A 26,441-nucleotide genomic window follows, 5' to 3' on the forward strand; every position below is an offset into this window, starting at 1 on the left:
CCCCCCCCCCGGCCAGCTCACAATGCCAGTCGATTAACAGTCGACTCTACGCGACCAACCACGAGGGGCTCAGCCGTTCGCCGCCAACTCCGCATCCAGCGCGCGCAGGCGATCCACGGTACCCACATCGGTCCAGCGCCCGCGATGGTGCTGTCCCGTCATCAATCCCTGCGCCATGAAATGCTTCTGCAGCGGCACCACCGAGAACTTCGGCGGCAGCCGCTCGCTGCCTGGCGCATCACCGATCACCGCGCGCCAATCGGCCACGATCGAGGGACGATAGATGCCGATGCCCGCGTAGGTCAGGCACGGCCCTTCGCGGTCGTGATGCAGCACGCCTTGCGGGTCCAGACGGTAGTCACCGTGCGGGTGCTGCACGGGATTGTCGACCAGCACCAGGTGCGCCTGGCCCTGCGGCTCGCGCGGCAGCGTGGCGAAATCGAAATCAGTCCAGATGTCGCCGTTCACCACCAGGAACGGGGCGTCGCCCAGCACCGGCAGTGCATTGAGGATGCCGCCGCCGGTTTCCAGCGGAGTCTCGCCTTCGTGCACGAAGTGCAGCTGCAGGCCCCACTGGCTGCCATCGCCCAGCGTCGCCGGGAACTGCTCGGCCAGCCATGCGGTGTTGATCACCACCTCGCGCACGCCGAGTGCGGCCAGGCGTTCCAGATGCCAGACGATCAGCGGCTTGCCGGCCACGTCCAGCAGCGGCTTGGGCGTGTGCAGGGTCAGCGGACGCATGCGCTCGCCGAGGCCGGCGGCAAAGACCAGGGCCTTCATCGCGACACGCGCATCGGTGCAGCCAGCTCGGCCAGCGCCGGCTTGATGCGGTCTTCCAGCAGCTGCTGAAGCGGCGCCAGTTCGCGGTAGCGCGGCAGCACTTCATCCAGATAGGTGATGAAGCGCGGTGCGTCGTCCAGGTAATGGCCCTTGTTGTCGCGGTAACGCAGGCGGCAGAACAGTCCGAGAATCTTCACGTGGCGCTGGATGCCCATCCAGTCGGCATCGCGCAGGAAGGTGGCGCGGTCGGGCACCGGCAGGCCGGCGTCGCGCGCACGCTCGTGGTACTGCGCCAGCCACGCGTCCACGCGCTGCAGCGGCCAGCTCAGGAAGGCGTCCTTGAACAGGCTCACCGCGTCGTAGGCGATCGGGCCACGCACCAGGTCCTGGAAATCCAGCACGGCGGGGCCGTCATCGACCGGCATCAGGTTGCGTGGCATGTAGTCGCGGTGGGTCATCAGCTGGGCCTGGCCCAGCGCGTTGTCCATCAAGCGGCGGTGTACCAGCTGCAGCCCTTCGATCTCGCCGCAGTCCAGCTCCAGGTTCAGGTGGCGCTGCAGGAACCATTCGTCGAACAGGCCGGCATCGCGCTGCAGCAGCGCTTCGCCGAACTGGCCGAAGTCGGCCGGCACCGGAATCGCCTGCAGGCGCAGCAGCTGCTCGATCGAGCGGCCGAACCATTCATCGGCGTTGCGCTCGTCGAGGATCTTCGCCAGCGTCGGGCCGCCGAGATCTTCCAGCAGCAGGAAGCCGGCCTCCAGGTCCTGGGCGAGCAGCATGGGCACGCGCAGGCCGTTGTCGTGCAGCAGGCCGCGCATGCGCAGCCACGGCCGCGGATCTTCCAGCCCCGGCGGTGCGTCCATCACGATGTGGCTGCCGCGGGTGCTGGTGGTGCGCCAGTAACTGCGCATGCCGGCATCGACCGAGGCGCGCTCGACCACGGCGTTGGCATCATCGAGCTGGGAACGGGCCCACTGCAGGCGCTGCGCGCTGCGCTGGGGATCGGAGGCGGGTTCGGTCATGCAGGCATATCCGGGCGCGCCGGGCGCGCCTACGTCGGGAACAGGAAGGGGAGCGACAGGCGGCGTCAGCGGCGGCCGCTGAACAGGCGCAGGACGGCCAGCACGGCCACCGCGCCAATCACCGCGCCGAGGAAACCGGCGGGCTCGCCGGGGGCGTACCAGCCCATGTACTGGCCGAACCAGCCGGCCAGCAATGCACCAAGGATGCCCAGCACGATGGTCAGCAGGCAGCCCATGCGGTTGTTGCCGGGCATGAAGAAGCGCCCGAGCAGGCCGACGAAGAAGCCGACCAGCAGGATGTACAGCCAGCTGCTGCTGCCGAACAGACCATTCATGCGCGCGGATTCCGCTTGAGTGTGGACGCAGCCTAGCAAGGCCAGGCTGCGTCCGTCACGGGTGCCGGATCAGCAGCAGCCGTGGTCGCCGTGGCGGGTGCCGCTGTCGGCGGCCACCGGCGAACCGCTGGTCTCGCCGCGCAGGCTGGCCGCGTAGTGCTCGCTGATCACCTTGGACACGCAGGCGGTGACCTTCTTGCCCATCGGGATGTGCAGGAACTCGTTCGGGCCGTGCGCATTGGAGTGCGGGCCGAGCACGCCGGTGATCATGAACTGGGCGCCCGGGAACTTCTCGCCCAGCATGCCCATGAACGGGATCGAGCCGCCTTCGCCCATGTACATCGCCGGCTTGCCGAAGAAGGCCTGGCTGGCGTCGTCGATGGCTTGGGTCAGCCACGGTGCCATGGCCGGGGCGTTCCAGCCGGTGGAGGCCTTTTCCAGGTCCAGGGTGACCTGTGCGCCGTTCGGCGGATCGCGCAACAGCGCGTCCTTCAGCAGCTCGCCGCAGGTCTTGCCGTCTGCAGTGGGCGGCAGGCGCAGCGACAGCTTCACCGAGGTCTGCGGGCGCAGTACGTTGCCGGCCGATTCCAGCGGCGGCATGCCGCCAATGCCGGTCACCGACAGCGCCGGGCGCCAGGTGCGGTTGAGCACCAGCTCGGTCAGGTCCTCGTTCATCGGGCGCAGACCGTCGACCATAGGGAACTTCTCGAAGATCTCGGTATCGACCACTTCGGCGGCGCGCTTGGCCTGTTCCTGGCGCTCGGCCGGGATCTCCACGTTCATGCCGTCGATCAGGATGCGGCCGGTGTCCTGGTCCTCGATGCGCGACAGCAGCTGGCGCAGCAGGCGGAAGCTGGACGGCACCACGCCGGAGGCATCGCCGGAATGCACGCCTTCGTTGAGCACCTTCACGGTGAAGTTGCCGCCGGTCAGGCCGCGCAGCGAGGTGGTGCACCACAGCTGGTCGTAGTTGGCGCAGCCCGAATCCAGGCAGACCACCAGCGACGGCTTGCCGATGCGCTCGGCCAGATGGTCGACGTAGGCCGGCAGGTCGTAGCTGCCCGACTCTTCGCAGGCTTCGATCAGCACCACGCAACGCGCGTGCGGCAGGCCCTGCGCCTGCAGGGCCAGCACGGCGGCCAGCGAGCCGAAGATGGCGTAGCCGTCATCGGCGCCACCGCGGCCGTACAGCTTGTCGCCGCGCAGCACCGGGGTCCACGGGCCCAGGTCGTCGTCCCAGCCGGTCATTTCCGGCTGCTTGTCCAGGTGGCCGTAAAGCAGGATGGTGTCGTCGCCGGTCTCGGTGCCGGTGGCCGGAATTTCCAGGAAGATCAGCGGGGTACGGCCTTCCAGGCGCACTACCTCGACCTTCAGGCCGGGCAGCTGCTGGGCCTTGGCCCAGTTCTCCATCAGGGTGACCGCCTGTTCCATGTAGCCGTTCTGCACCCAATTGGCGTCGAACATCGGCGACTTGTTGGGAATGCGGATGTAGTCGACCAACTGCGGGACGATCTCGCTGTCCCACTTGTCATTGACGAATTGGCCGAGCTTGGCGCTGTCCATCTGAAACTCCGGTTGCATGGGCTGTGATCCGGCCATTCTACGCCTGTGCCGGGTAGGGTTTTTCCTACATCACGTCGGGTATTTGGCTGGCTTACGGAAATGCGGGAAACCGATAGGCTGTGCACATGTGGTGACGGACACTGTTCCTACCGACGGGATTGCCGGTCGGGACGGCCAGAATCACAAGGAGATACACGTCGTGCCTTGGTTTGTCGTGTTGAGGGCACTGGTGCTGGGAATGGGGATCGCTGGGGCGCATGCCGCCGAAACGATCGACATCAACCGCGCCGATGCCCAGGCGCTGCAGCAGGGATTGACGATGGTCGGAGCCGCCAAGGCCGAGGCGATCGTCGAGCACCGGCGCAGACACGGCCCATTTCATCGCGTCGAGGACCTGACGCAGGTGAAGGGAATAGGGAATGCAATCGTCGAACGGAATCGACAGCGGATTACCGTAGGCAACAGGCTGTTGCCGGCGGATCCGGTACCCGGAGCGGTACCGGTGCGAACCGTACCCAGGCGCTGACAGCAGGAATCGTCGGAACCGGCAGGAGGCTGGTTCACCGGACACGGGCAGGGAGCCTGTGACCACCGACCGCCGCAGGACGCGGCACCAATCACCAGGAGGGTGGCATCACAGACCTGTGGAAGGGGCTGAGATACAAGCAGGACAGACGCGGCCGCGTGCAGGATGCAACGCTACCCCCACAGCGCAGGATGCGAGGGGGCGGCAGCAGGCCGACAAGGACGTAACGATTGCCCGGTACGACACATGGCTGTGTCGCCGGGCAGTTTCATTTCCGGCGCCTGGTTTTGCCGCGGCCACCACGGGCCGATGGTGTACGGTGGCCGCACCGCATGGAAAGGACCCTCGCTGGATGCTTCTGCACCGCCCCACCACCCTGATGCTCGCCCTTGCACTGAGCCTGCCGCTGCTGGCCCATGCCGCTGCGCCGACGCCGGCCGCCAAGCCTGCAGCTGCTGCAGCCAATACCGCCGAAGTGCGCGGGCCGACCGACCTCAAGCCGGGCGAATACCTGTGGCATCCGGAAATCTCGCCGACCGGCCCGATCGTACTGGTGGTCAGCCTCGATGAGCAGCGCGCCTACGTCTACCGCAACGGCATCGCCATCGGCTTGACCACGATCAGCTCGGGCAAGGCCGGGCACGAGACGCCGACGGGTGTGTTCACCATCCTGCAGAAGGACAAGGACCACAAGTCCAACCTCTACAACAGCGCGCCGATGCCCTACATGCAGCGGCTGACCTGGGACGGCATCGCTCTGCATGGCGGCAGCCTGCCCGGGCACCCGGCCTCGCACGGCTGCGTGCGCCTGCCGCAAGCGTTCGCGCAGAAGCTCTTCAGCGAAACCCAGCGCGGCGATACGGTAGTGGTGGCCGATGCCAAGAGCTCGCCGATGACCCTCGCGTATCCGTCGGTGCTGGCACCGGTGAATGCACGAGGCCAGGCCCTGCCGGAGACGGAAGGTGGAGCACCGGCGCAGGCCTGGTGGAACGACAGCGCGGCCCCGGCTGGGCAGGTCGGCATCCTGGTCAGCCTGCACGACCAGCGCCTGTACGTGCTGCGCGATGGCGTGATGATCGGCGAATCGCCGCTGAAGGCCGAAGCCCTGCCAGCCTTCCAGGGCACCACCCTGTTCGTGATGGGACAGGGTTACAGCGATACGCCCAGCCCGCTGGACGCGAGCCAGCGCCTGCACCAGTGGACGGCCTACCCGCTGCTGGGCCAGGACCGCGCCCAGGCCACGCCGGACCTGCTGGCCACGCCTTCGCTGCCGATGGCGCTGCCGGCCGATTTCGCCCGCCAGCTGTACCAGGTGCTGGTGCCGGGCACGACCCTGCTGGTGACCTCGCTGCCGGCGGTCCGCCCAAGCCCGGCTGAATCCGGAATGCAGCCGGTCTTGGAATCCGAGCCGCCAGGGTCCACCCTCAAGGGCAACTGACGCCCTCGTTGTGCCCATGACTGCATCCCGCCTGTGCCGGCTGGCCGCGTTCGGCCTGTTGGCAAGCACCGCCAGCGCACCGGCGTTGGCAGAGACGCCCGCCCTTGCCACCAGCGCCGATGATCTGGCAGCCCTGCTGTCACGCAGCGCACCCAAGGCCGACCGCCACGTGCTGCAGCTGGCGGCGCATGCCATGCGCTGCGCACTGCAACGGCCGGAGCTGGGCATCACCGGTGATCGCCTCAGCGTGATCGACTACTCGCGGCCTTCCACTGAGCCGCGGCTGTGGGTGTTCGACCTGGCCCACCAGCGCCTGTTGTTCGAGGAGTGGGTGGCGCACGGCCGCAACAGCGGCGAGAACCGCACCGAGCACTTCTCCAACCGCGACGGCAGTTTCATGTCCAGCCTCGGCGCGTTCACCGCGCAGGAGACCTACATGGGCGGCAATGGGTATTCGCTGCGCCTGGCAGGGCTGGAGCCGGGCTTCAACGACCGCGCGCGCGACCGAGCGATCGTCATCCATGGGGCGCCCTATGTGAATCCGGCCGCCGCACAGCTGCAGGGGCGGCTTGGTCGCAGTCTGGGCTGCCCGGCGGTGCGGCTGTCGGTAGCCAAGCCGTTGATCGATGCGTTGCGTGGCGGCACGATGGTATTTGCTTACTACCCTGACCAGGACTGGCTGAAGCACTCGCAGCTGCTGGCCAGCGGGTGCGGTGGCCAGGGCACGCTCGCCACACGGTGATGCAGGACGGCGCGCGGCGTGATGCAATGCGCCGATGAACATCGACTCCCTGCTGCACACTCCGAGCCAGGTCATCTCCAGCCTGGACTATCGCCGCGAACGCTGGCGCAACGGCTTGGGCTGGACGCGCGAGATCCTGCGCCTGCCCGCGCAGGGCGATGATTGGGCGCTGCGCCTGTCGGTGGCCGAGATCGAGCAGGACGCCGCGTTCTCGGCCTTCCTCGGCGTGGAGCGCGAGCTGGTGCTGCTGCAGGGCAATGGCGTGCGCCTGTGCTTTGAAGACGGCCGCGTGGCCGAGGTCATGCCGCCGCATGGGCGCGTGCGCTTTGCAGGCGAGGAAACGCTGCACGGCGAACTGGTGGATGGCATCACCCATGATTTCAACCTGATGTGGAAGCGCGAGCTGCTGCAGGCCGAACTGTTGCACCGGCCGCTGGTGGGATCGATGTTCTTCTTCTGCGAACCGGGCGTGGCCTGGGCGCTGCATCTGCTGGCTGGTCAGGCGGAGTTCGGTGCAGACAGCGGCCTGCCACCGATGCAGGCCGGCGATACCGCGTGGTTGGCAGCCGGCGAACGTCAGCGGCACGCGTTGCAGGGTGGTGGCGAGCTGTTGGCGATCCGGGTGAGCGCGGCGAGGGGGGCATGACCGCGTACAGCCGAGCCCATGCTCGGCTGCTTTTCGCATTCCGCCAAGCCGAGCATGGGCTCGGCTCTACAGTAGATCCACGCCGTGCGTGGATGCGGCCGCCGATACCGCGTCATGGTGCGAACCAAGGTTTGCACCCACCGGGATGCGGCGACCTCAATACACGTCGCGCCGATACCGCCCGGCCAGCAGCAGCGCTTCTTTGCCGTCCGCACCCAGCACCTGCTCGATCACCGCATCCACCGCCGGGGCCATGCCCTGCAGGCTGCCGCAGACCAGGATCGTCGCGCCTTCATCCACCCACTGTCGCAGCGTTGCCGCTTCGGCCTGCAACCGGTCCTGCACATAGCGATGCGCGCCGCCGTCGCGGCTGAACACCGCATCCAGCCTTGCCAGCGTGCCGCCGGCCAGCATCGCCTGCAGTTCTTCACCGAAGTGGAAGTCGTGCGTGGCGGTGCGCTCACCAAACAGCAGCCAGGTCCGCCGCGCGCCACTGCGGGCACGTTCGTGCAGATGTGCGCGCAGTCCTGCGATGCCGGTACCGTTGCCGATCAGCAGCAGTGGTACGTCGGGCGCCACGCCATGGAAATTGTCATTGCGGCGCAGCCGCAGCTGCACCGGTTCACCGATGCCCGCGTAGTCGCACAGCCATCCGCTGCCGATGCCGGGCATGCCGTCGGCGCGAAGCTGTCGGCGCAGCAGCAGTTCCACCGCGCCGTCGGCCATCACCGAGGCAATGGAGTATTCGCGATGCGGCAGCGGCTGCAGCGTTGCCAGCAACGCCGGCAGATCGCCAGGCGCAACCAGCGAAGGCAGGTGTGACCGTTCGACGCGCGCCAGCAGCGTCTGTCCATCGTCCAGCACCGTATCTGCATCGAAGCCCTGTGCATCCAGCCACGCACGTGCGGTGTGGCGCGCATGCTGCGGGCCGATCTCGGCGATGTCTCCGGCCTGCCACCGCGCATCGGCAGTGTCCGGCGGTTGCAGGCGCAGCCAGTACACCGCGCCGCCCGGGCTGCCGGGATTCAGCTGCGCGCGCTGCAGCAGCGTCCATGGCTGGTACTCGGCCGGGCTCCAGTCGGGCAGCTCGCTGGCACCACCGCCGAGCTGGCCCAGCAGCTGCTGCCAATGGCGCAGCGCGGCCGGATCGGCGTTGTCGACTTCAATCGCATCGAACAGTGGGTGCGCGCCGTGCTGGCGCAGCCACTGGTCAAGCTGATGGCCAAAACCACAGAAGTGGCCGTAGCTGCGGTCTCCCAGTGCGAGCACGCCATACTGCACGTGCTGCAGCGACGGCGGCGAGGCCATCACACCGCGCAGGAACGGCAGTGCGTGATCGGGTGGGTCGCCCTCTCCCGTGGTGCTGGCAATGAACAATGCACGCTGGCTCGCCGCCAGCAGTGAGGCGTCTACTTCGTGCAGCCCGCGCACGCGCACCGGCATACCTGCGCCTCGCAGCGCCTCGGCGCTGCGCCCGGCCAAGTCGCGGGCGAAACCGGTCTGGCTGGACCAGACCAGCAGGATCGGCATGGTATCGCCGGATGCGGCATCGTCGCGCGGTCGCCCACGCCACCACAGTGCGGCGCAGGCCAGCGCATACAGCGCGGTGGCGATGATGGCGATCTGCGATTGCCGTGCCGGCGGTGCACCCTGCCACCAGGCTTCGCCGAGATGCAGTCGCAACAGCGCCCAGGCGATCAGCGCCAGCACCATCAGTACAAGCGCGTTGCCAAGCCACGCGCGCGGCGGTCGAGTGCTCATGCGTCCTGCTCGTCGAGCAGGCGCTGGAAGGCGCTGCTGAGGAATTCGCAGGGGCCTTCGGCGGCCCGTTGCAGGTAGCGCACGGCCAGCCCCTCGCGCTCGGCCAGTGCCATGCCGTGTTCGCGGCCGAGCACGGTGAGTGCGGTGGCCCAGGCATCGGCGTGCATGGCGTCGTCGGCCACCACGGTGACCGCTGCGGCGACCTGCCGCACCGGTCTGCCAGAGCGCGGGTCCAGGCTGTGACTGTAAGCCTCGCCACCGGCCTGGTACTGGTGCCAGCGATCGCCGGAGGTGGCCACGGCCTTGCCATCCAGTGCCAGCACCCGTGGCGGGGTATCGGTGTGCGCGTCTTCTTCCGGCGCCGACTCCACCAGCACGCGCCACCGCTGGTCGTCCGGTTTCCGGCCGTAGCCGGCCAGTTCGCCACCCACTTCGATCAGCGCTGCAGCAATGCCTTGTCCACGCAAACAAGCGGCCACGTGATCGACGCCGAAGCCCTTCGCGATCGCAGAGAGATCCAGTTCCAGTCCACCCGGTTGCAGCAGCGCATTGTCCTGCCACTGCAGGCGCTGCCAACCGCAGCGATCACGCGTGGCCTGCAGGGTAGCGTCGTTGGGCCGACGGCGCTCACCGGCGTGCGCTCCGAAACCCCACAGTGCAACCAGCGGACCGACGGTGGGATCGAAGGCGCCGCCACTGGCGGAAGCGATCGCCTGTGCGCAGGCCAGAACGTGGCGCGTTTCGGCGGGCAGCACGCACCATTGGCCGGGTTCGGCGCGGTTGTAGCGGCTCAGATCCGAGCCGGGCTCCCAGGTGCTCATCTGCGCGACCACCTCGTCCAGCCGCGCCTGGATGCCGGCATGCAGCGGGTGCAGGTCGCGCTGGCGCGGTGCGACCAGCGACACACTCCAGGTGGTGCCCATGGTGGTGCCACCGAGGCGGGCGATGTCGAGCTGGGGATCGGTCATGGTGGTGTGCTGCAGATGCGATGCCGGGGCTGCCCGGCATCGCGGTCCACGTCATTACTGCGGCAGCACTTCCAGCGTGGCCACGTAGCTCAGGCGACGCTTGGCGGCCTGCTTGACCGAGGTCCTGTTGTCTTCGGTGCCGGTTTCCAGCCAGTACATGCCGGCTTCCGGCCAGGTCACCTTGATCTCGCCCTTGGCGTCGCTGGTCAGCTTCAGCTCGTCCTGCGCGTTGCGGTAGCGGGTGGCGCCGCGCACGATCTCGAATTCCAGGCCGGCGGCCGGCTTGCCATCAACCAGCACGCGGAACGTGGTTTCCTCACCGGCGAACAGATCGTTCGGGTGGCCGACGGCGACGAGTTCGATGCCACGGTTGGTCGGTTTCAGCGCGGTGTCGTTCGGGGCGCCGTTGGTGACGAAGGTCTCCACGCGACCCACCGACTGGCTCACTTCCAGCTTCTTCGCATCCTTGGGCAGTTCGCCGAAGCTGGCGACGCTGCCGCGCCAGCGCTTGCGCTCGCCGTTCTGCTCGTAGGTGGCGAACAGGCCATCGTTGACCGAGGCGATGCGGTAGGTGCCCTGCTGCTTCAGTTCGATGTCGAACACGCTGCGGAACTTGCCAGTGGCCGCGTTCTGCGGCTGCACGCTGCTGCCGTCCGGCGCGGTGATGACCAGCGATTCCAGGCGCAGCGGCACATGGTTGAAGTAGAACAGGTCGTTGGAGACTGCACCGTCGACGGTGATCCACGGCGCGTTGCCGGCAATCACGGTCTGCGAGGGCAGCAGCCAGGCCTTGTGGGCCAGGGCGGAGAAGGGAAGGGCAGCGGCCAGAGCGGCGGCGAGGACGAGCGTGCGCTTCATGCGGAAGACTCCAGTGGATACGGGGTGACGCGACATGGAGAAGGGGATTACGACTTAATCCCCTCCGTCCCCTTTTCAGGGTTTGACGGCGAGGGTGACCTGGCCCAGTTCGGTGGCGCCCTGCGCCTTGCCGTTCTGCGCGGCGGTGGCCGGCCAGGTGAAGGGGATCTTCAGCAGTTCACGGCCGCCGACTTCGCGCACCGCTTCCACCACCAGGGTGTAGTTGCCCGGGGCCAGCTGCTTCAGGGCCGGCTGCTTGTCGTTGAACGACAGGGCGTGCTTGCCGGCGGGGCGGGTCGGGCCGGTCACGCCGTCTACCGGCACCTGCAGGGTGCGGCCGCTCTTGCGCCACCACTGGCGCAGGTCGGGCAGCCACTTGGTGCCGTGGCCTTCGCTGTTGCTGGTCTGCTGGTACCAGACCGACAGGTTGGCGGCGACCTTCTGGTCGGCACCTTCCAGCCACACCGCCACATACGGGCGGTGGTATTCGGCCACGTTGAGCTTGGGCACTTCGACGTTGATGTCGAGGGTGGTGGCATAGGCCGGCGAGGTGGCCAGCAGGCCGCTGAGGGCGATGGTCAGGGTGACGCGCATGGGGCGGCTCCGAAGGGAACGGATGGAAGTCAGTGGATCAGCAGCAGGGCGATCAGCAGTGGAATCATCAGGCCCAGGCCGACCAGCGGCCAGGTCATGCGCCGCTGCCGCGCATGCAGGTGCAGCAGGAACAGGCCGGTGATGCAGAACACCAGGCAGGCCACGGCGAACAGATCAAGGAACCAGCCCCAGGCCGGGCCGGCGTTGCGGCCCTTGTGCAGGTCGTTGAGGTAGGACACGACGCCGCGCGAGGTGGATTCGTATTCCACGGCGCCGGTTTCGCGATCAATGCTCAGCCAAGCGTCGCCGCCGGGGCGCGGCAGCGACAGGTAGATTTCCTCGGCCGACCACTCGGCGGGGCGCCCGCCGATGGCGATGCCCAGCTGCGTATCCAGCCACTGCCGGGCCGGGCGCGGGATCGGTGCGTTGCCGTCTTCGCGCGTACCCAAGTGGCCGAGCAGCTCGGCCGGCAGCTCCAGGTGCTGGTTCTGCACCTGCGGCTTGGCCTCGATCTTCGCCGCGTGGTTGAGGGTCAGGCCGGTCACCGCGAACAACAGCATGCCGATCAGGCAGACCGCCGAACTGATCCAATGCCACTGATGCAGCGTCCGCAGCCAGAAGCCACGGCTCTGTTGCTGCTGCACGGTGGAGGAGGCAGGACGGCTCACGGCACGGTTCGAGGCGGACAGGGACTGCCCATTACATCATTGGTGAGAATAGCTCGCAATTGCGTGTCGTTCTGTATCCCAGAGGGGGTTATCGGTTGCCGGCCAGCGGCCGGCACTACCGCAGGTCGGTAGATCCACGCCACGCGTGGATGATGCGGTGCCAACCAAGATTGGCACCCACCAGAGCAGGGCACTGCCGGCCGGCGGCCGGCAGTGCCGATGCGCGGCGATCAGAACTTCGCGTTCAACGAGATCCAGTAGCTGCGGCGCTGGTCCTTGGTTGCGTAGTCGTCCACGCAGTTGAACTCGCTGGGATTGAGCAACAGGCACGACTGCGAGACGAAGTCCTTGTCGAACAGGTTGTTGACCCGTGCGTTCACCGTCAGCCACGGCGTGGCCTTCCAGCTGCCGCCGAGGTGGAAGATGGTGTAGTCCTCGTAGTAGCGGGTGTGGCTGGTACCGTTGGCATCGAGCAGGGTGTCGCGGTAACGGTCGTAGCGGCCTTCGCCAATCAGCGACACGCTGACCGCGTCATTGATCTGCCAGTTGAGGCTGGCGTTGGCCATGTGCTTGGCCGGTGTGGTGCCGGTGATCGGCAGCCCCTTCTGCGGGCCGCTTGTCTGCTCGCTCTTGGTCCAGGTGTAGTTGCCGCGCAGCTGCAGGCTGTCGAGCAGGTCGACGTGGCCGGCCAGTTCGGCACCCCGGGTCTCGGCCTTGTCGATGTTCACGCTCTGGGTGAACGTGCTGTAGCCAAGCGCCGCCCAGCCCGGGCCGATGTCCACGCAGTAGCCGCTGCCGGCCGGCGCCACTTCGCAGTTCGGGAAGGTGCCGCCGCTGGCGATCTTGTCCTCGAACTTGTTGATGAAGCCGGTGACGTTGAAGCCCCAGCGCTGGCCTTCGTAGTACGCAGCCAGCTCGTAGTTGGTGCTGGTTTCAGGTTTCAGGTTCGGCGAGCCCACCAGCGGCAGCACGCCCTGGCCACCGAAACCGGTGATGCCCGGGAACAGCTGGTCCGGTCGCGGCGTCTTGTAGCCGGTGCTGACGCCACCCTTGAAGGTCCAGGCGTCGCTGGCATTCCACACCAGGTAGCCGCGCGGGCTGAGATGGCTGCCGAAAATGTTGTGATCGTCGTAGCGCAGGCCGAAGGTAGCGGTGAGGGTATCGGTCAGCGCCCAGTTGTCCTCGGCGAACAGGGCCCACATGCGGTGCTTCTGCTTGGTGTTGCTGCGATAACCGGCGCCGTCCATGCCGAACACGCCATCGATCATGTCGGTGTCGTTGTACTGGCCGCCGACGGTCAGCTTGTGCGCGCCGAAGTCCAGGTCCAGCATCGTGTCGAGCACGTAGCCTTCCAGTTCCATGGTGCGCAGCGGGCGCGGCAGGAAGACCTGCAGGCGTGCCATTTCGCTGGGGTTGAGGGCAGTCAGCGCATTGCCGCGGCCGGCCGCACAGTTGTTGGCCGCGCCGGTACGACGGCAGACGTCATTCCACAGCGTCTGCAGGTTGGCACGCTCGTCCAGGGTCAGCGGCAGCGAGCGGCCCAGATTGCTGCTCTTGCTATGGGTCAGCGAGGTCTGCCAGGTGCCGAAGCTGTAGCGGCCCTGGTGGGTCAGCGACAGCTGATCACGCTCGTAGCGCTGGTAGGCGGTGTAGCCCACGCGCGGCTGCACCACGCGGCGGGTGACCGTGCCGCTGCTGTTCGGGTTCGGGATGACAGCATTGCCGACGCGCCACAGGCTGGCCAGGCTGTCCAAGGTGCCGGTCTGGCCTTCACTGTTGTCGTACTTCTGCCGCGAGACGTCGTAGTCCAGCCACAGCTCATGGTCATCGTTGACGCGGAAGTCCAAGCGTACGCCGGTGTTCCAGTTGGTGTTGGCCACCGACTTGCCACCACCACCGAAGCCGATGCTGCGCTCCCACAGCATGCCGTCGGGCAGGGTCAGTGCATCCCATTCCGGGTTCGATGCCTTGGCATCGTAGTAGCTGCCGCGCACGGCCAGGCTGAGGCGGTCCTTCAGCAGTGGGCCGCTCACGTACAGGTCGGTGGTACGGGCATCACCGAACTGGTCGTCCTGCTGCACGGTGAAGCCCTGGGTGAGCGCGCCGTGCCAGCTGTCCTGGTTGCGGCGGGTGATGATGTTGATCACGCCGCCCATCGCGTCCGAGCCGTACAGGGTGGACATCGGGCCACGCACCACTTCGATGCGCTCGATCGCGTCCAGCGGTGGCAGGTAGGCGAACTGGCCGCCGCCGAAGTTGTTCGGGTACAACTGGCCGACGTTGCTCTGGCGGCGGCCGTCGATCAGCACCAGTGTGTATTCGGACGGCAGGCCGCGCATCGAGATGGTGGCGCGGCCGTTCTTGTCGGTGGCCTCCAGGCCGACGTCGATGCCTTCGACGTCGCGCAATGCATCGACCAGATTGGTGTAGGGGCGCTTGCTCAGTTCCTCGCGGCTTACCACGCTGATGCTGGCGGGTGCGTCGACCACTTTCTGTTCAAAGCCGGAGGCGGTGACCACCACCTTGTCCAGCGTCTGCGGCGCGCCGGAAGCGTCACCATGGGCGAAGGCAGGGGCCGACATCGCCGCCAGCAGGGCGCTGGTCAGCAGGGTACGGGGCAGGGACGAACGGACACGATGGCGCTGGGCCATGGCAGTAACCTCGAAGGATGCAGGATGGTGCGATGCCAGGCGCGAACGGCGCGGCATGCACGGGAAGCCCGGTCAGGGGCGGCAGGGATGAAGCAGGCAGCGGCGTGCAGGCGTGACCACTTGCGCGGTCACGCTGGGCCGTGGATCAGGCGAGCGGCGGTGCCTGGCCGCGTTGCTGGCGACGCCCGGGCGCGTCGGCCCAGGGCATGTCCGGAGCGGCCAGCGGCCAGTCCGGGCGCACGCCAGGCATGGCCGGCGTGGCAGGAACGAGTTCAAGTTCGGTGCGCAGCCACTGGCTGGCCAGCAGCAGTGGGGGGTGTGCCTTTTCGGCCGACTTCACTGGAGCAGAGGCACAGCGGCGCACCTTGGCCGGTGCTTCTTCCTGCAAGGGACTTTCGCCACCGCGTTCTTCCAGCGGTACCTGAAACGTCACTGCGGCGGTTGTGTGCGGCAGCAGCGGCAGGGTACCCAGCAGCAAGGCCAGCATCGCCACCCACGCCAGCAGGCTGGCCAGCGCAGGACGCTGGCCGCGCATGGCGGTGCCCATCTTGCGATGGATCAGTGGACGAGGGCGAAGCGGGCGCAGCAAGCAGGGGTCCCCGGGCGGTCTGCCGGCAGTGGCCGGCATCAACGGGGCGTGATTGTAATGAGAGCCGTTAGCTGTTGCAAATGAGAATGATTGCTAAAGGGTCGCGGGGTAGCCGGAAGCGGCTCAGACCTCGCTCCAGCGCCGCAGCAGGTTGTGGTACACGCCGGTCAGCTGCAGCACCGCCTCAGCGTCGCCGCCGGTCTGGCGCAGGCGCTCGATCGAGCTGTCCATCTCCCACAGCAGTCGCCGCTGCACGTCGTCGCGGATCATGCTCTGCACCCAGAAGAACGAGGCCACGCGCGCGCCGCGGGTGACCGGATTGACCTTGTGCAGGCTGCTGGACGGGTACACGATCAGGTCGCCGGCCGGCAGCTTCACTTCGTGCTCGCCGTAGGTATCGCTGATGATCAGCTCGCCACCCTCGTACTCGTCCGGATCGGACAGGAACAGGGTGCAGGAGACGTCCGAGCGCAGCTGTTCGCCGTTGGCCAGGTTCATCACCGCGCCATCGACATGGAAACCGTAGGTGCCGCCACCGCTGTAGCGGTTGAAGCGCGGCGGCAGAATCTTCAGGGGCAGTGCGGCGGCAAAGAACAAGGGGCTGCGGCCCAGCGCGGCCAGCACGTCCCTGCCCAGCTCCGCCTTCAGGGGAGATGCATCGGGTAGCTGCAGATTGCGCTTGACCATCGCGCCCTGTGCACCGACGGTCTCGCGACCGTCGGTCCAGTCTGCAGCGTCGAGTTGCCTGCGTGCCTGCGCCACGTCCTGGGGTGAAAGCACGTCGGGAATGTGCAGCAGCATGGCGGTTCCTTTGGAGGCGCGGGGGAGTGGGCTCCCCCGCGTGCTGCATCAGAAGCGGATGTCCGCGCTGAGCAGGAAGGTGCGCGGGGCACCCGGGGTGTAACGGTAGCCGCTCTTGTTGATGCTGGCCACGTACTGCTTGTCGAACAGGTTGTAGCCATTCAAGCGCAGCGAGATGGTCTCGTTGATCGCCCAGGACACGACCGCGTCGTACACCACGTAGGACTTGGTGAACGACGGGGTACCCACCGCGCCGTCGGTGCCGCGGTGCATCCCGGCGGCATAGCGCACGCCGCCGCCCACGGTGATGCCGTAGGGCAGGGTGTAGCTGGTCCAGCCGGTGAACGTGTCGTCCGGGGTATAGGTCAGGTTGGTGGTGCCATCGGCGGCCACCTTGGCACCTTCCTTCACCTCTGTGTCCAGGTGGCTGTAGCCGGCGCTGACCGACCAGTTGTCGGTCAGGCGGCCGACGGCGGAGAGCTCCACGCCCTTGACCCGCTTGCTGCCGGTCTGGGTCGGGTTGCCGGCATCGTCCAGCACGGTGGTGTTGATCTCGTTGTCCACGTCGGTCTGGAACAACGCAAGGTTCACTGCCAGTGCGTCATCCAGGAACGCCCACTTGCTGCCCACTTCGAAGGTCTTGGCCTTCTGCGGGTCCAGCTTGGGGTTGTCGGCACTGCTGGCCGAGCTGCTCAGCTGGAAGTTGGCGCCACCCGGAGGTTGCTGTGAGATGGCGTAGTTGGCATAGATGCTGACGGTATCTCCGACCTTGTAGAGGGCGCCGAGCTTCCAGTTCAGCAGCGTATCGGACGCGTCCAGCGTCGGGTTGCGCAGTACCGTGCCGGTGGGATTGCTGCCACATGCCGGGCCGCCGCGACCACCACACACCGACGCGCTGGCGTACTCGGTCTTGTAGTGGTCCGCGCGCACGCCGGCGGTCAGCAGGAAGCTTTCACCGAAGGACAGGGTGTCGAACAGGTAGACCGAGGATGTGGTGGTCTTGCCATGCGCGTCGGCACTGTTGTGCGCCCAGTTCAGACCGCTGACGTTCCAGTCCGGGTCGTACAGGTTCGCGGCCGGCCAGCTGGTGCCAGCGGCGGCGGCCTGGCCGTAGCTGTCCAGTTCTTCACGGGTGAACTCCAGGCCGGCGCTGAGGGCGTGGCCGACCGCGCCGGTGGCGAAGTCCGCGCGCAGGTTCAGCTGATCGGTGAGGATGGTGTTGCGCTGGTCCTTGAAGGTCGGCAGGCTGCGCGCGATGGCGTAGCTGGAGAGATCAGCCGGGTTGGTATAGGTGATGTTGCCGGTCGGTCGGCCACCCGCGCCGCGCACACCGGTGCCCATGAAGGCGGTGAGCAGGTAGTCCTGTTCGGTGCGGCCCCAGCGCGCGGTGTTGGTCAGGCGCACGCTGTCGTTGAAGTCATGCTCGAATCGGAAGGTGGCCATCTGCGCGGTCACGTCATCGTGATCGGCGCGGGTGCCATAGAAGTTTTCCGGATCGACCGGGTGGCCGGCCAGCGCTTCCAGCGTCGGCTGCGGGGTCCAGCCCGGCAGTCCCAGGGTGGGCACGCCGCCGTCGGGCACGTTGTCCTGCTTCACGTACAGAAGGTTGAGGTAGTAACGGGTGGGGGTACCCAGGCCAAAGGCCAGCGACGGTGCGATGCCCCAGCGCTTGTTCTGCACGTGGTCGCGGCCGGGCTGGTCGCTGTCCTGCCACATGCCGTTGATGCGCAGCGCGCTGGTAGCGCCCAGCGACTGGTTCCAGTCGGCGGTGGCGCGGCGCTGCTGGTCGCTGCCCAGCGAAATGCCGGCCGAGGTGGCGTCCTGCAGGTTGGCCTGCTTGCTGACCAGGTTGATCGCACCGGTGGGTGCCGAACGACCGTTGTCGGTGCCGGCCGGGCCCTTGGTCACTTCCACCTGTTCGATGTTGAACACATCGCGCGAGATCGAGCCCAGGTCGCGCACACCGTCCACGTACAGGCTGTTGGAGGTGTCGAAGCCGCGCATGAACAGCGCGTCGCCGGTGGTGGTGTTGCCGTTCTCGCCGGCATAGAAGGTGCCCACGCCGGGGCTGTTGCGCAGCGCTTCGGTCAGCGTGGTGGCGCCCTGCTGGTTGAACAGGTCGCTGGTGATCACCTGGATGGTCTGCGGGGTGTCCTGCAGGCGCTGGGTGAACTTCGGCGAGGCCACCTTGTCGGCCTTGTAGCCGCGGGTGGCGTGCACGTCGATCTTGTCCAGCGTGCGTGCGTTGTCGGCGGCTTCAGCGTGGGCCAGCGCGGGCAGGGTGGCCAGGCCGAGGCCGGCGGCAAGACTGGCGGTGGCCAGCGGCAGGGTGCGAAGCGGCGAGGCGTGCTTGCGGCTCTTGATCGGGTTCATGGGTCTGGGTGGGTAGCGGGACAGGAACGATCCGCCGGTGCCGGATGACGGCGCGGCAGGCAGGATCGGAAGCGGACTCGAAGAGGGATCGGAGGTGCAGGTCCGGCAAGCGCCGGACGCCCGGGCGCGGCCGGGGAGAGCGTCAGCTCAGCAGGGACGGAGGCGCCTGGCCGGGGGGATGCTGGTAGCGCGACGGGAGTGCAGGGGCCGGGTAGGGTGACGGCGCGGTTGCCGGCACCGGTGGCGGGACCGGAAGCGGGCCACACAACCGCCGCAGCAGCGGGGACTTGATGCTCCGACTGTCATCGGGCTCGGCTTCCACCCGCGGCATGGCCTGCTCGCGGGGAGGCGTGCCGAAAGGCGCTGCGGGCAGGCTGTCCTGCGCCTGCACCGCCGGCGTGGCGACCAGCGAGCTGCGCGACCCTTCATGCAGCGCCGACCATCCCAGCAGCAGTGCCAGCAGCAGGGCAGCCAACAGCGGCCCGCCCGTGCGGGCAAGCTGGCAGAGCGTAGCGATGTGCGCGGGCGAGGCCATGGCGCGGCGGTGGGCATTACGAAGATGTTACGTAGAGTAACAGCAACGATAATGATTCGCATCTTCGGTGTTGCGGGAGGTCTGTACCTGGCCCCTCGCGGCCCTGTGGGCACCTGCAGGGCCTTCCCGGGCGGGGCGGGTGGGCCGGTCAGTCCCGGTCGTCGCGGGTCCAGATGGCGTCGTGCTCGCGCTTGACCGGGAACTTGGGGACCGGGCTGTATGCGGGGGCACACAGGGCACGGCCATCACGCACGTCGAAACGGGCACCGTGCAGCACGCACTCGACGCTGCCTTCGGTGGTGTTGAACTCCCCGGAGGACAACTCGAATTCCTCGTGCGTGCACTGGTCTTCCAGGGCATACAGCTCGCCATCGAGGTTGAACACCACGATCGGGGTACCGGTAACCTCGTCGAACACGCTCTTCATTTCACCCGGCAGCAGGTCGCTGCCGGCACAGACGAAGGTCCACGCATCGCTCATGCGGTGGCTCCCACCAGCGGCTTTTCCAGGATCTCGAAGCGCAGATCGTCGCGCTTGGGAATGCCGAAGCGCTCGTCGCCGTAGGGGAACGGCTTCTTGATGCCGGTGCGGCGGTAGCCGCGGCGCTCGTAGAAGGCGATCAGTTCGTCGCGCACGTCGATCACGGTCATCTGCATCACCGGCACGCCCCATTCGCGCGTGGCGTGGGCTTCGGCCGCATCCATCAGCTGCTTGCCGACACCGCCACCCTGCTGGGCCGGATCGACCGAGAACATGCCGAAGTAGCCCTTGCCGTCGACATCGGCGACGTGGGCGCAGGCCACGAGGCGGCCCTCGCGCTCCGCCAGCAGGATGGTCGAGCGGGGGCGGTCGAGGTCGGTCTGGATGCCTTCGGCATCGATGCGGGCGCCGTCCAGCAGGTCGGCTTCGGTGGTCCAGCCGACCCGGCTGGCGTCACCCCGGTAGGCGGAGGTCACCAGCGAGATCAGGGCAGGGATATCGGCCGACGTGGCGGCGCGGAAGGTCAGGGTGCTCATGGCGCCATTCTAGGTGGGGCGTGGGCCAGGGCGCACGCCCTGGGATCCGACCGCCGATGGAAACACTGTCGTGAACGCAGCCTTGACGTCGCCTTCATTCCATGTTCATAAATGATGCGTGGCACGGCCAGCGTTGCGACTGTCGCGTACGTGCACGCATTCAAGGAACGGACGATCCAAGGAGGATCCCATGCGGTCTCGTGCCACGCTCCGCCCGCGCCAGTCTGGCCCGGTCGGCCTTTCGACGCTTCTTCTTCTGCTGGCCGCGATCGGGCTTCCTTCAGTGGGCCTGGCGCAGATCGTCCCGACCTGGCGGCAGGAGTACGACAAACGCCTGAAGTACGGTGATCTCGTCGAGCCACTGAAGGGCGAGATCTTCGGCGAGCAGGTCAATCTCTATGACGGCTCGATCAGCTTCAAGGCCACCGATATCTCGCTGCCGGGCAACAGCGAACTCCCGGTCGCGCTCAGTCGCAGCCGATCAGCCAGCGATGGCAGCAGTGAAAGTCCTCTTGGCGACTGGGATCTGGATGTTCCGTCGCTGTCAGGTGTCTATGGCGATCTCCCCGAGACTGCAGCTCAAGGGCACTGGATGCCGGCCGCGCGCTGTACCACCGTCGGTGCTCCGCCAACTCTGGAGGTCTGGAATCGCCGGAACACTCAGAAGGTCAACTTCAATCCACACACTTACTGGGATGGCGTGCGGCTTTCGCTGCCCGGAGGTGGTGGGGAACCACTGCTGGGCGGCAATGGCGATGCGCGGCAACCCCAGCCGCAGCTTGGACAGCCCGCGCCATGGAATACAAAAGGCGGTTGGGTAATCACCTGCTTGGCAGCATTGAAAAGCGGACAGCCCGGCGAAGGATTCCTGGGACATGCACCGGATGGGACCAAATACTATTTTGACTGGATGGTGGCTCGCCCCAACGGCTCTGCGACCCTGCAGCCGTTCGGACCGGAAAGCAACGCCCAGTTGGGCCGCAAGCGAGTTCACCTGTATCCATCGCAGATTGTTGATCGTTTCGGAAACTGGGTGCGCTATGAATGGTCCGGTACCCGACTCCAGCGCATCACCGCAAGCGATGGTCGCGAAATCAGCCTTGCGTACCAATCGAACGGGTTGATCGCCTCTGCGACTGCCGCCGGGCGCACCTGGACTTACGGCTATACGGATGCCGACATCCTGCGGACGGTGACGCTGCCCGATGGAACCCAGTGGATCTACAGCCTGCCGCCGCTATCGGTTACGCACAAGTACGCCGAGTACACCGGGCAGAACATCTGGGACTACATGGAATACCCGGCGACCTGTTCGCGTGTGAACAAGATCGTGCCCAGCGAAATCACCATGACCGTCCAGCATCCGTCGGGTGCACTGGGAACGTTCCTGTTTCGCCCATTCCGCCATGGGCGCAAGAACGTCACTCTGGACTGCCAGACCTCTGGCGACAATCATCTCATCGCAGAAGGCTGGAACTACACACCGATCTACCGTGATGCGATGTCGCTGGTGGCCAAGACCATCAGTGGTCCGGGCATTCCCACAGCGCAGTGGACCTATCAGTACACCAATCTCAACGGGGCTTATGCACAGGATCTGGGCGGTCCGGTAATCCCTGCAGGCCAGGCAGAGCCGAAGATCACCACCGAGACGCTGCCGGATGGCGTCGTACGCGTGTACGAATTCGGCAAGGAAGTCGCCTATAACGATGGTCTTCTACTGTCGACGACGACGCGATCGGGTGGTTCGGTCGTGCGCGTTGACCGCAACAACTACTATCCGGATGCCCAGCTGGACGCGGCGCCCTTCCCGAAGGAAGCCGGCAAGGACTTCAAGTACGGTGCGAATGACCTCAAGGCGCACTACAACCGCCCTGTCCAGTCCGCTGTTGTGGAGCAGGACGGTGTGCAGTTCAGCCGGACCGTGCAGACCTTTGATGCATTTGCACGTGAAGTCACCGTCGTTGAAGCAAATTCCGCCGGACAGAGTCGCACCAGCACCACGGCCTACTACGACAATCCCGCGCTATGGGTGAACGGTCAGTCCGCCCGTAGTGTCCTCAATGGCATTGAACAGTCCCGCACCGAGTTCGACACGGCCAAAGCGCTGCCTTTGCGCGCCTACGCATTCGGTCGTCTGGCACAGCAGGTGACCTATGCGGCTGACGGCACCGTGGCGTCGGTATCCGATGGCCGCGGCAATACCAGCCATCTGTCGGGGTGGAAGCGCGGTGTTCCGCAGCAACTGCGGATGCCGGCCACAGCCGAGGCGCCAAATGGCGCGGTGCGCACTGTTGCCGTCGACGACAACGGTTGGATCACCTCGCTGACCGACGAGACCGGCGCGACCACCAGCTTCAGCTACGACAGCATGGGGAGGTTGCGCAGCCAGCAGTTCCCAACCGGCGATACGGTGAACTGGAATGGCGTAACGATGGACCTGCAGCGCCTGGGAAGCGCGCAGTTCGGCGTGCCGGCCGGTGCCTGGAAGCATTCGCGCATACAGGGCGGCAGGCGTACCGATACCTACCTGGATGCCATGTTCAGGCCGGTGCTTGTGACCGAGAATGCCAACAACGTGCGCGACAGTGCCGTGGTGACCCGCTACGACAGCAGCGGCAGGACGGTTTTCGTCTCCTATCCGACCCGGCAGTTTTCCAGCATCGGCGCGGCATTGGACGGCGCCACCACGCAGTACGATGCGCTGGGCCGGCCGGTGCTCGTGAGTCAATCCTCGGAGCTGGGCACACTGGCGACCCGTACCGAGTACGTGGGCAATCTTTCCGTGAAGGCGACCAACCCGCGCGGCCAGTCCACGACCACGCGGCACCTGGCGTATGACCAGCCAACCTATGAGATGCCGCTGACACTGCAGCATCCGGAAGGCGTGGTGACCGAGATCCAGCGTGACGTCCTCGGCAAGCCGCTGGCCATTACCCGACGCAGCGCGGACGGCAGCCAGTCGCTGACACGCCGCTATGTCTATGACGCCTATCAGCAACTGTGCAAAACGATCGAGCCGGAAACCGGCGCCACCGTGCAGGACTATGATGCGGCAGGCAATGTCCTGTGGTCGGCGGCCGGTACCGGGCTGACCAGCACCGCTGGCTGCAACCGCAGCGAAGCGCTGGCCAGTGGTCGCGCGGTGAAGCGCAGTTATGACGCCGCCAATCGCCTATCGATGCTGACTTTCCCGGATGGACGCGGCAGTCAATCATGGTCCTACACGCCCGATGGCCTGCCGGCGGAAATCAGTACCCAGAACGATGCGGCACGACCGGTCGTCATCAACCGATACCAGTACAACCGGCGGCGCCTGCTCACTGGCGAAACGCTGCAGCACCCGGACCTGGGCACGCTGAACCTCGCCTATGGCTACGATGCCAACGGTACCCTGGCCAGCAACACCTATCCCGGCGGGCGGGTCGTCAGCTATGCACCCGATACCCTGGGCAGAGCGACAACAGTGGGTGGCTATGCCAAGGAAGCCACCTATTTCGCCAATGGTGCATTGGCACGGTTCGTCTACGGCAACGGGGTCGTGCATACGATGACCCAGAACGCGCGCGGCCTGCCCGACCGCAGCCGTGACGCCACGGCCGCCGCTGCCGTGCTCGACGACAGCTACGACTACGATGCTGGCGGCAATGTCATGGCCATCTCCGACGGCCTGCCGGGGGCGCCGGGGAACCGTGACATGACCTATGACGGCCTGGACCGGCTGCGCACCGTGATGGCACCGGGATTCGGCAATGCTCTGTATGAGTACGACGCGCTGGACAATCTGCGCCGGGCCAAGGTGGGCAGCAGGGATCGCACGCACTACTTCGATCCGACCAACCGGCTGGTGAATGTGGTCGAGACCGGCAGTGGTGCCACGGTGACCGGCCTGGGCTACGACGTGCAGGGCAACCTCTCCATCCGCAATGGCCAGCCGTTCACCTTCGACTTCGGCAACCGCCTGCGCGCGGTCGGCACGACGGAAAGCTACGAATACGATGCCCACGGCCGACGCGTGAAAGCATCGGCGGAAGGGGCCGGCGCGATCTACTCGTTCTACGACAACGGCGGCGTGCTGCGTTTTCAGCGCAACGAACGCACAGGCAAACAGACCGACTACCTGTACCTGTCAGGCAGCCTGGTGGCACAGGTGCATGGCGAGGCGGCGCCCAGCGTTCCGGCACTGAGTGCACCAGGCTACATCACCCAAGGCAGCGTGAACCTGACCTGGAGTCCGGCAGGTGGGGCCAACCGCTACGAACTGCAGCGTGCGCTGACCGGCACTTGGAGTACGGTCTTCGATGGCGCGGCGCAGTCGTTCACCAGCACTGGCCTGGTTACCGGCACCTATCAGTTCCGGGTGCGCGGCTGCCGTGCGGTGTGCGGCGGATGGAGTAACGTCGCATCAGTGGCTGTGGCGCTGGCACCGTCCACGGTGCCCGCACTGACGGTGCCCGCCACAGCCTTCAATGGCACTTACAACGTGGGGTGGTCCGCAGCGTCTGGCGCCGAGCGCTATGAGTTGCAGGAGAGCGCCAACGGAGGTGCATGGGGTCAGGTTCATAACGCAGCCGGTCAGTCCAAGGCATTCAGTGGTAAGGCCGCGGGAAGTTACAGCTACCGGATCCGCGCATGTAATCCGGTGGGATGCACCGGATACAGCGCCACGGCGTCGGTGGCAGTGGTGTATCCGCCTGTCGCTGCGCCAAGCGTCTCCGCGCCGGCGCGATCTGCACCGGGCAGTATCGGCATTGGCTGGAATGGAGTGGCCGGTGCCACACGCTACACCCTCCAGGAAAGCAGCAATGGTGGGGGATGGGTCACGCTGTTCGACGGTAACGCCAGCTCCTATGCCACCGCTGCGCGCGGCGTGGGCAGCTATGGCTATCGGGTTGCTGCCTGTAACGGCGCGGGCTGCGGGCCATGGTCGGCCACCGCAACGGTTGCGGTGATCGGGGCGCCGACGATCGAGCCGGTAATCAGTGCGCCGGGCCTGGTGAACGTGCCGCAGTACAGCCTGAGCTGGTCGGTACCCCCCAACAGCGAGAGCTTCGTACTGGAGGAAAGCGCCAACGGAGGTGGCTGGACGGTGGTGCATAACGGCGTCGGAAACAGCTTTGGTGCAAGCCGCGGAAATGGCAGCTACGCATATCGCGTACGTGCCTGCAACTTTGCAGGGTGCAGCCTGAACTCCGGAGTGGCGACGGTGTCCGTGGTACTGCCACCGGGAGCAACCTATCTCTTTGAGGCTCAATGGCTGAGCAGCAAGACGGCGCCTTATCAGATCCAATGCACGGTGGGTTGGGTCGCCTCGGCCGGCGCGACGGAGTACCAGCTGGAGCCGGCGTCCGGCGGTAAGACTCTGTATGCAGGTCCCAAGACCTATGTGCAGTCAAGGAATGGTACGTACTGCGCCAGCAGCTACCGGGTGCGGGCGTGCAATGCCGGCGGTTGTTCAGAATGGTCGGCAAGCTTCCCGGTCACTCGCGGCGTACTTTGGGAGTAAGACATGAACGGATTCTCTGCGATGTTGATCCGCGTGGCGCTCGCGTCGGGTGCACTGGTGGTCGGCGCAGCACCAGCGGCAGCTCAGGAAGTAGTCGAGTACATCCACACAGATGCGCTCGGTTCACCAGTGGCGATCACCGATGCAAGCGGCAATGTCATCGAGCGCACGGTGTATGAGCCGTATGGGGCGGTGGTCAATCGGCCGTTGAAGGATGAGCTGGGATATACGGGGCATGTGACAGACTCAGGTACGGGGCTGAGCTATATGCAGCAGCGCTACTACGATCCGCAGATTGGGCTATTTCTTAGTGTGGATCCGGTCACGGTTTACAAGAGCCCTGCTGCGATGTTCAACCGCTATCGGTACGCAAATAGCAATCCGTATCGCTTCTATGATCCAGATGGTCGATGCACGGGATCGAGGATCAAAAATGGTGATGGGACATGTGCGAGCACAGGTGAGTTCACAACAAAGGCTTCATCTGTAAGAAGCTTGGACCCGAGAAATGTTGATAAGGTCTTTACACATTCGTCTGTGTCGTCATTGGGTGGGCAAGCAACTCCGTCCGAATTTCCAAAGGAAACTCGTTCTGCTTTGAGCAAGTTCCTGGGGTCATCTGTGGGAGGGGCGATTGGCAGGCATGCGGTGCTGAGTGGTCAGAAGATTGACATGGAGCAAATCCTCCCAAGCTCCGGATACCCTCCGGTATTCTCGGGTGGGTATGCGGGTACTAATATCGTTACTTATAGTCTTGAGTGGCGCCAATTTTTGGCGTCCAATAGATTTGGAAGAGAGTTCTCTGGTGCTGGATTAGATGTGCTTCTTGCACATGAGATTGGTCATACGCCAATAGCTGGAGCGGTCTTTGGCTATAGCCCAGCCACATCTGATGCCAATGCCGATGAGTTCAATGCGGTGCGATTTTTAGAGAATCCATACAGGCGGCATTTGGGATTGCCGCTAAGAACGCATTACTCTGGAATTTCCGTGCCAGAGCCATTGCTTGGAGGGCAGTAAGATGTTTCCTATCACCACGGCTTTCCTAATGCTTGTTGCGACTGGCGT

At 66.0% G+C, this 26,441-nt stretch carries 22 protein-coding genes; 6 read left to right on the top strand and 16 right to left on the bottom strand.

The genetic code is table 11. From position 1 onward, the window contains the following. Window positions 1-69: 69 nt before the first annotated feature. From murU to D7Y61_RS13315, 4 genes are all read right to left on the bottom strand, one after another. The gene (murU, locus tag D7Y61_RS13300) at window positions 70-780 is read right to left on the bottom strand and encodes an N-acetylmuramate alpha-1-phosphate uridylyltransferase MurU (RefSeq protein ID WP_180866710.1); all 711 of its coding nucleotides are present in this window, start codon (window positions 778-780) and stop codon (window positions 70-72) included. Continuing rightward, complete coding sequence (locus tag D7Y61_RS13305) at window positions 777-1,802, bottom strand: aminoglycoside phosphotransferase family protein (RefSeq protein ID WP_154262597.1); 1,026 nt, start codon at window positions 1,800-1,802, stop codon at window positions 777-779. Before D7Y61_RS13305 ends, murU begins: the two co-directional genes overlap by 4 nt. A gap of 65 nt (window positions 1,803-1,867) precedes the next feature. Continuing rightward, window positions 1,868-2,137, bottom strand: coding sequence for a GlsB/YeaQ/YmgE family stress response membrane protein (locus D7Y61_RS13310; RefSeq protein ID WP_154262599.1), 270 nt, complete (start codon window positions 2,135-2,137; stop codon window positions 1,868-1,870). Between the two features lie 69 nt (window positions 2,138-2,206). Next, window positions 2,207-3,700: a M20 family metallopeptidase gene (locus D7Y61_RS13315; protein ID WP_154264914.1), complete on the bottom strand. Its 1,494-nt coding sequence runs from the start codon at window positions 3,698-3,700 to the stop codon at window positions 2,207-2,209. 199 nt (window positions 3,701-3,899) lie between these two features. Between D7Y61_RS13315 and D7Y61_RS13320 the strand changes: the two genes are divergently transcribed. The 4 genes from D7Y61_RS13320 to D7Y61_RS13335 all read left to right on the top strand — a co-directional run bounded on the left by D7Y61_RS13320 (window position 3,900) and on the right by D7Y61_RS13335 (window position 7,052). After that, the gene (locus D7Y61_RS13320) at window positions 3,900-4,226 is read left to right on the top strand and encodes a helix-hairpin-helix domain-containing protein (RefSeq protein ID WP_229301173.1); all 327 of its coding nucleotides are present in this window, start codon (window positions 3,900-3,902) and stop codon (window positions 4,224-4,226) included. Window positions 4,227-4,578: 352 nt separating this feature from the next. Continuing rightward, window positions 4,579-5,664 carry a L,D-transpeptidase gene (locus D7Y61_RS13325; RefSeq protein WP_180866712.1) on the top strand — a complete coding sequence of 362 codons (1,086 nt, stop codon included), beginning with the start codon at window positions 4,579-4,581 and terminating at the stop codon, window positions 5,662-5,664. Window positions 5,665-5,680: 16 nt separating this feature from the next. Next, window positions 5,681-6,406, top strand: coding sequence for a murein L,D-transpeptidase catalytic domain family protein (locus tag D7Y61_RS13330; RefSeq protein ID WP_180866713.1), 726 nt, complete (start codon window positions 5,681-5,683; stop codon window positions 6,404-6,406). A 34-nt stretch (window positions 6,407-6,440) separates the two neighbouring features. Beyond that, entirely contained in the window at window positions 6,441-7,052 is a 612-nt protein-coding gene (locus D7Y61_RS13335; protein WP_154262603.1) for a HutD/Ves family protein, read from the top strand. A 156-nt stretch (window positions 7,053-7,208) separates the two neighbouring features. Here the strand turns inward: D7Y61_RS13335 and D7Y61_RS13340 are convergent, their stop codons facing one another. The 12 genes from D7Y61_RS13340 to D7Y61_RS13395 all read right to left on the bottom strand — a co-directional run bounded on the left by D7Y61_RS13340 (window position 7,209) and on the right by D7Y61_RS13395 (window position 19,867). Then, a complete protein-coding gene (locus D7Y61_RS13340) occupies window positions 7,209-8,813 on the bottom strand; it encodes a sulfite reductase subunit alpha (protein ID WP_180866715.1) in 1,605 nt (534 codons plus the stop codon). Next, a complete protein-coding gene (locus tag D7Y61_RS13345) occupies window positions 8,810-9,781 on the bottom strand; it encodes an FAD:protein FMN transferase (protein WP_180866717.1) in 972 nt (323 codons plus the stop codon). Before D7Y61_RS13345 ends, D7Y61_RS13340 begins: the two co-directional genes overlap by 4 nt. Window positions 9,782-9,835: 54 nt before the next feature. After that, complete coding sequence (locus D7Y61_RS13350) at window positions 9,836-10,639, bottom strand: DUF4198 domain-containing protein (RefSeq protein ID WP_154262606.1); 804 nt, start codon at window positions 10,637-10,639, stop codon at window positions 9,836-9,838. Between the two features lie 75 nt (window positions 10,640-10,714). Then, the gene (locus D7Y61_RS13355; RefSeq protein ID WP_004147429.1) at window positions 10,715-11,233 is read right to left on the bottom strand and encodes a DUF2271 domain-containing protein; all 519 of its coding nucleotides are present in this window, start codon (window positions 11,231-11,233) and stop codon (window positions 10,715-10,717) included. Window positions 11,234-11,262: 29 nt separating this feature from the next. After that, window positions 11,263-11,901: a PepSY-associated TM helix domain-containing protein gene (locus tag D7Y61_RS13360; RefSeq protein WP_154262607.1), complete on the bottom strand. Its 639-nt coding sequence runs from the start codon at window positions 11,899-11,901 to the stop codon at window positions 11,263-11,265. Window positions 11,902-12,131: 230 nt separating this feature from the next. After that, complete coding sequence (locus D7Y61_RS13365; RefSeq protein ID WP_180866719.1) at window positions 12,132-14,552, bottom strand: TonB-dependent receptor domain-containing protein; 2,421 nt, start codon at window positions 14,550-14,552, stop codon at window positions 12,132-12,134. A gap of 145 nt (window positions 14,553-14,697) precedes the next feature. Continuing rightward, window positions 14,698-15,099, bottom strand: coding sequence for a hypothetical protein (locus D7Y61_RS13370; RefSeq protein ID WP_180866721.1), 402 nt, complete (start codon window positions 15,097-15,099; stop codon window positions 14,698-14,700). 165 nt (window positions 15,100-15,264) lie between these two features. Further along, complete coding sequence (locus D7Y61_RS13375; RefSeq protein ID WP_180866722.1) at window positions 15,265-15,942, bottom strand: Fe2+-dependent dioxygenase; 678 nt, start codon at window positions 15,940-15,942, stop codon at window positions 15,265-15,267. A gap of 48 nt (window positions 15,943-15,990) precedes the next feature. Beyond that, entirely contained in the window at window positions 15,991-18,315 is a 2,325-nt protein-coding gene (locus D7Y61_RS13380) for a catecholate siderophore receptor Fiu (protein WP_180866730.1), read from the bottom strand. 142 nt (window positions 18,316-18,457) lie between these two features. Continuing rightward, window positions 18,458-18,790 carry a hypothetical protein gene (locus D7Y61_RS13385; RefSeq protein ID WP_180866845.1) on the bottom strand — a complete coding sequence of 111 codons (333 nt, stop codon included), beginning with the start codon at window positions 18,788-18,790 and terminating at the stop codon, window positions 18,458-18,460. A gap of 208 nt (window positions 18,791-18,998) precedes the next feature. Then, entirely contained in the window at window positions 18,999-19,331 is a 333-nt protein-coding gene (locus D7Y61_RS13390) for a non-heme iron oxygenase ferredoxin subunit (RefSeq protein ID WP_053516647.1), read from the bottom strand. Next, window positions 19,328-19,867 (bottom strand): GNAT family N-acetyltransferase, encoded by a 540-nt coding sequence (locus D7Y61_RS13395; protein ID WP_180866732.1) that lies wholly within the window; start codon window positions 19,865-19,867, stop codon window positions 19,328-19,330. The genes D7Y61_RS13390 and D7Y61_RS13395 overlap by 4 nt, the downstream gene beginning before the upstream one ends. Window positions 19,868-20,057: 190 nt before the next feature. Here D7Y61_RS13395 and D7Y61_RS13400 point away from each other — a divergent pair, with 190 nt between their 5' ends. Further along, window positions 20,058-25,373: an RHS repeat domain-containing protein gene (locus D7Y61_RS13400; RefSeq protein WP_180866734.1), complete on the top strand. Its 5,316-nt coding sequence runs from the start codon at window positions 20,058-20,060 to the stop codon at window positions 25,371-25,373. Between the two features lie 3 nt (window positions 25,374-25,376). Further along, entirely contained in the window at window positions 25,377-26,393 is a 1,017-nt protein-coding gene (locus tag D7Y61_RS13405) for an RHS repeat-associated core domain-containing protein (RefSeq protein ID WP_180866735.1), read from the top strand. The last annotated feature ends 48 nt before the right edge of the window (window positions 26,394-26,441 follow it).

It is taken from the genome of Stenotrophomonas maltophilia (assembly GCF_013464485.1).
GTDB classification, from domain to species: domain Bacteria; phylum Pseudomonadota; class Gammaproteobacteria; order Xanthomonadales; family Xanthomonadaceae; genus Stenotrophomonas; species Stenotrophomonas maltophilia_AW.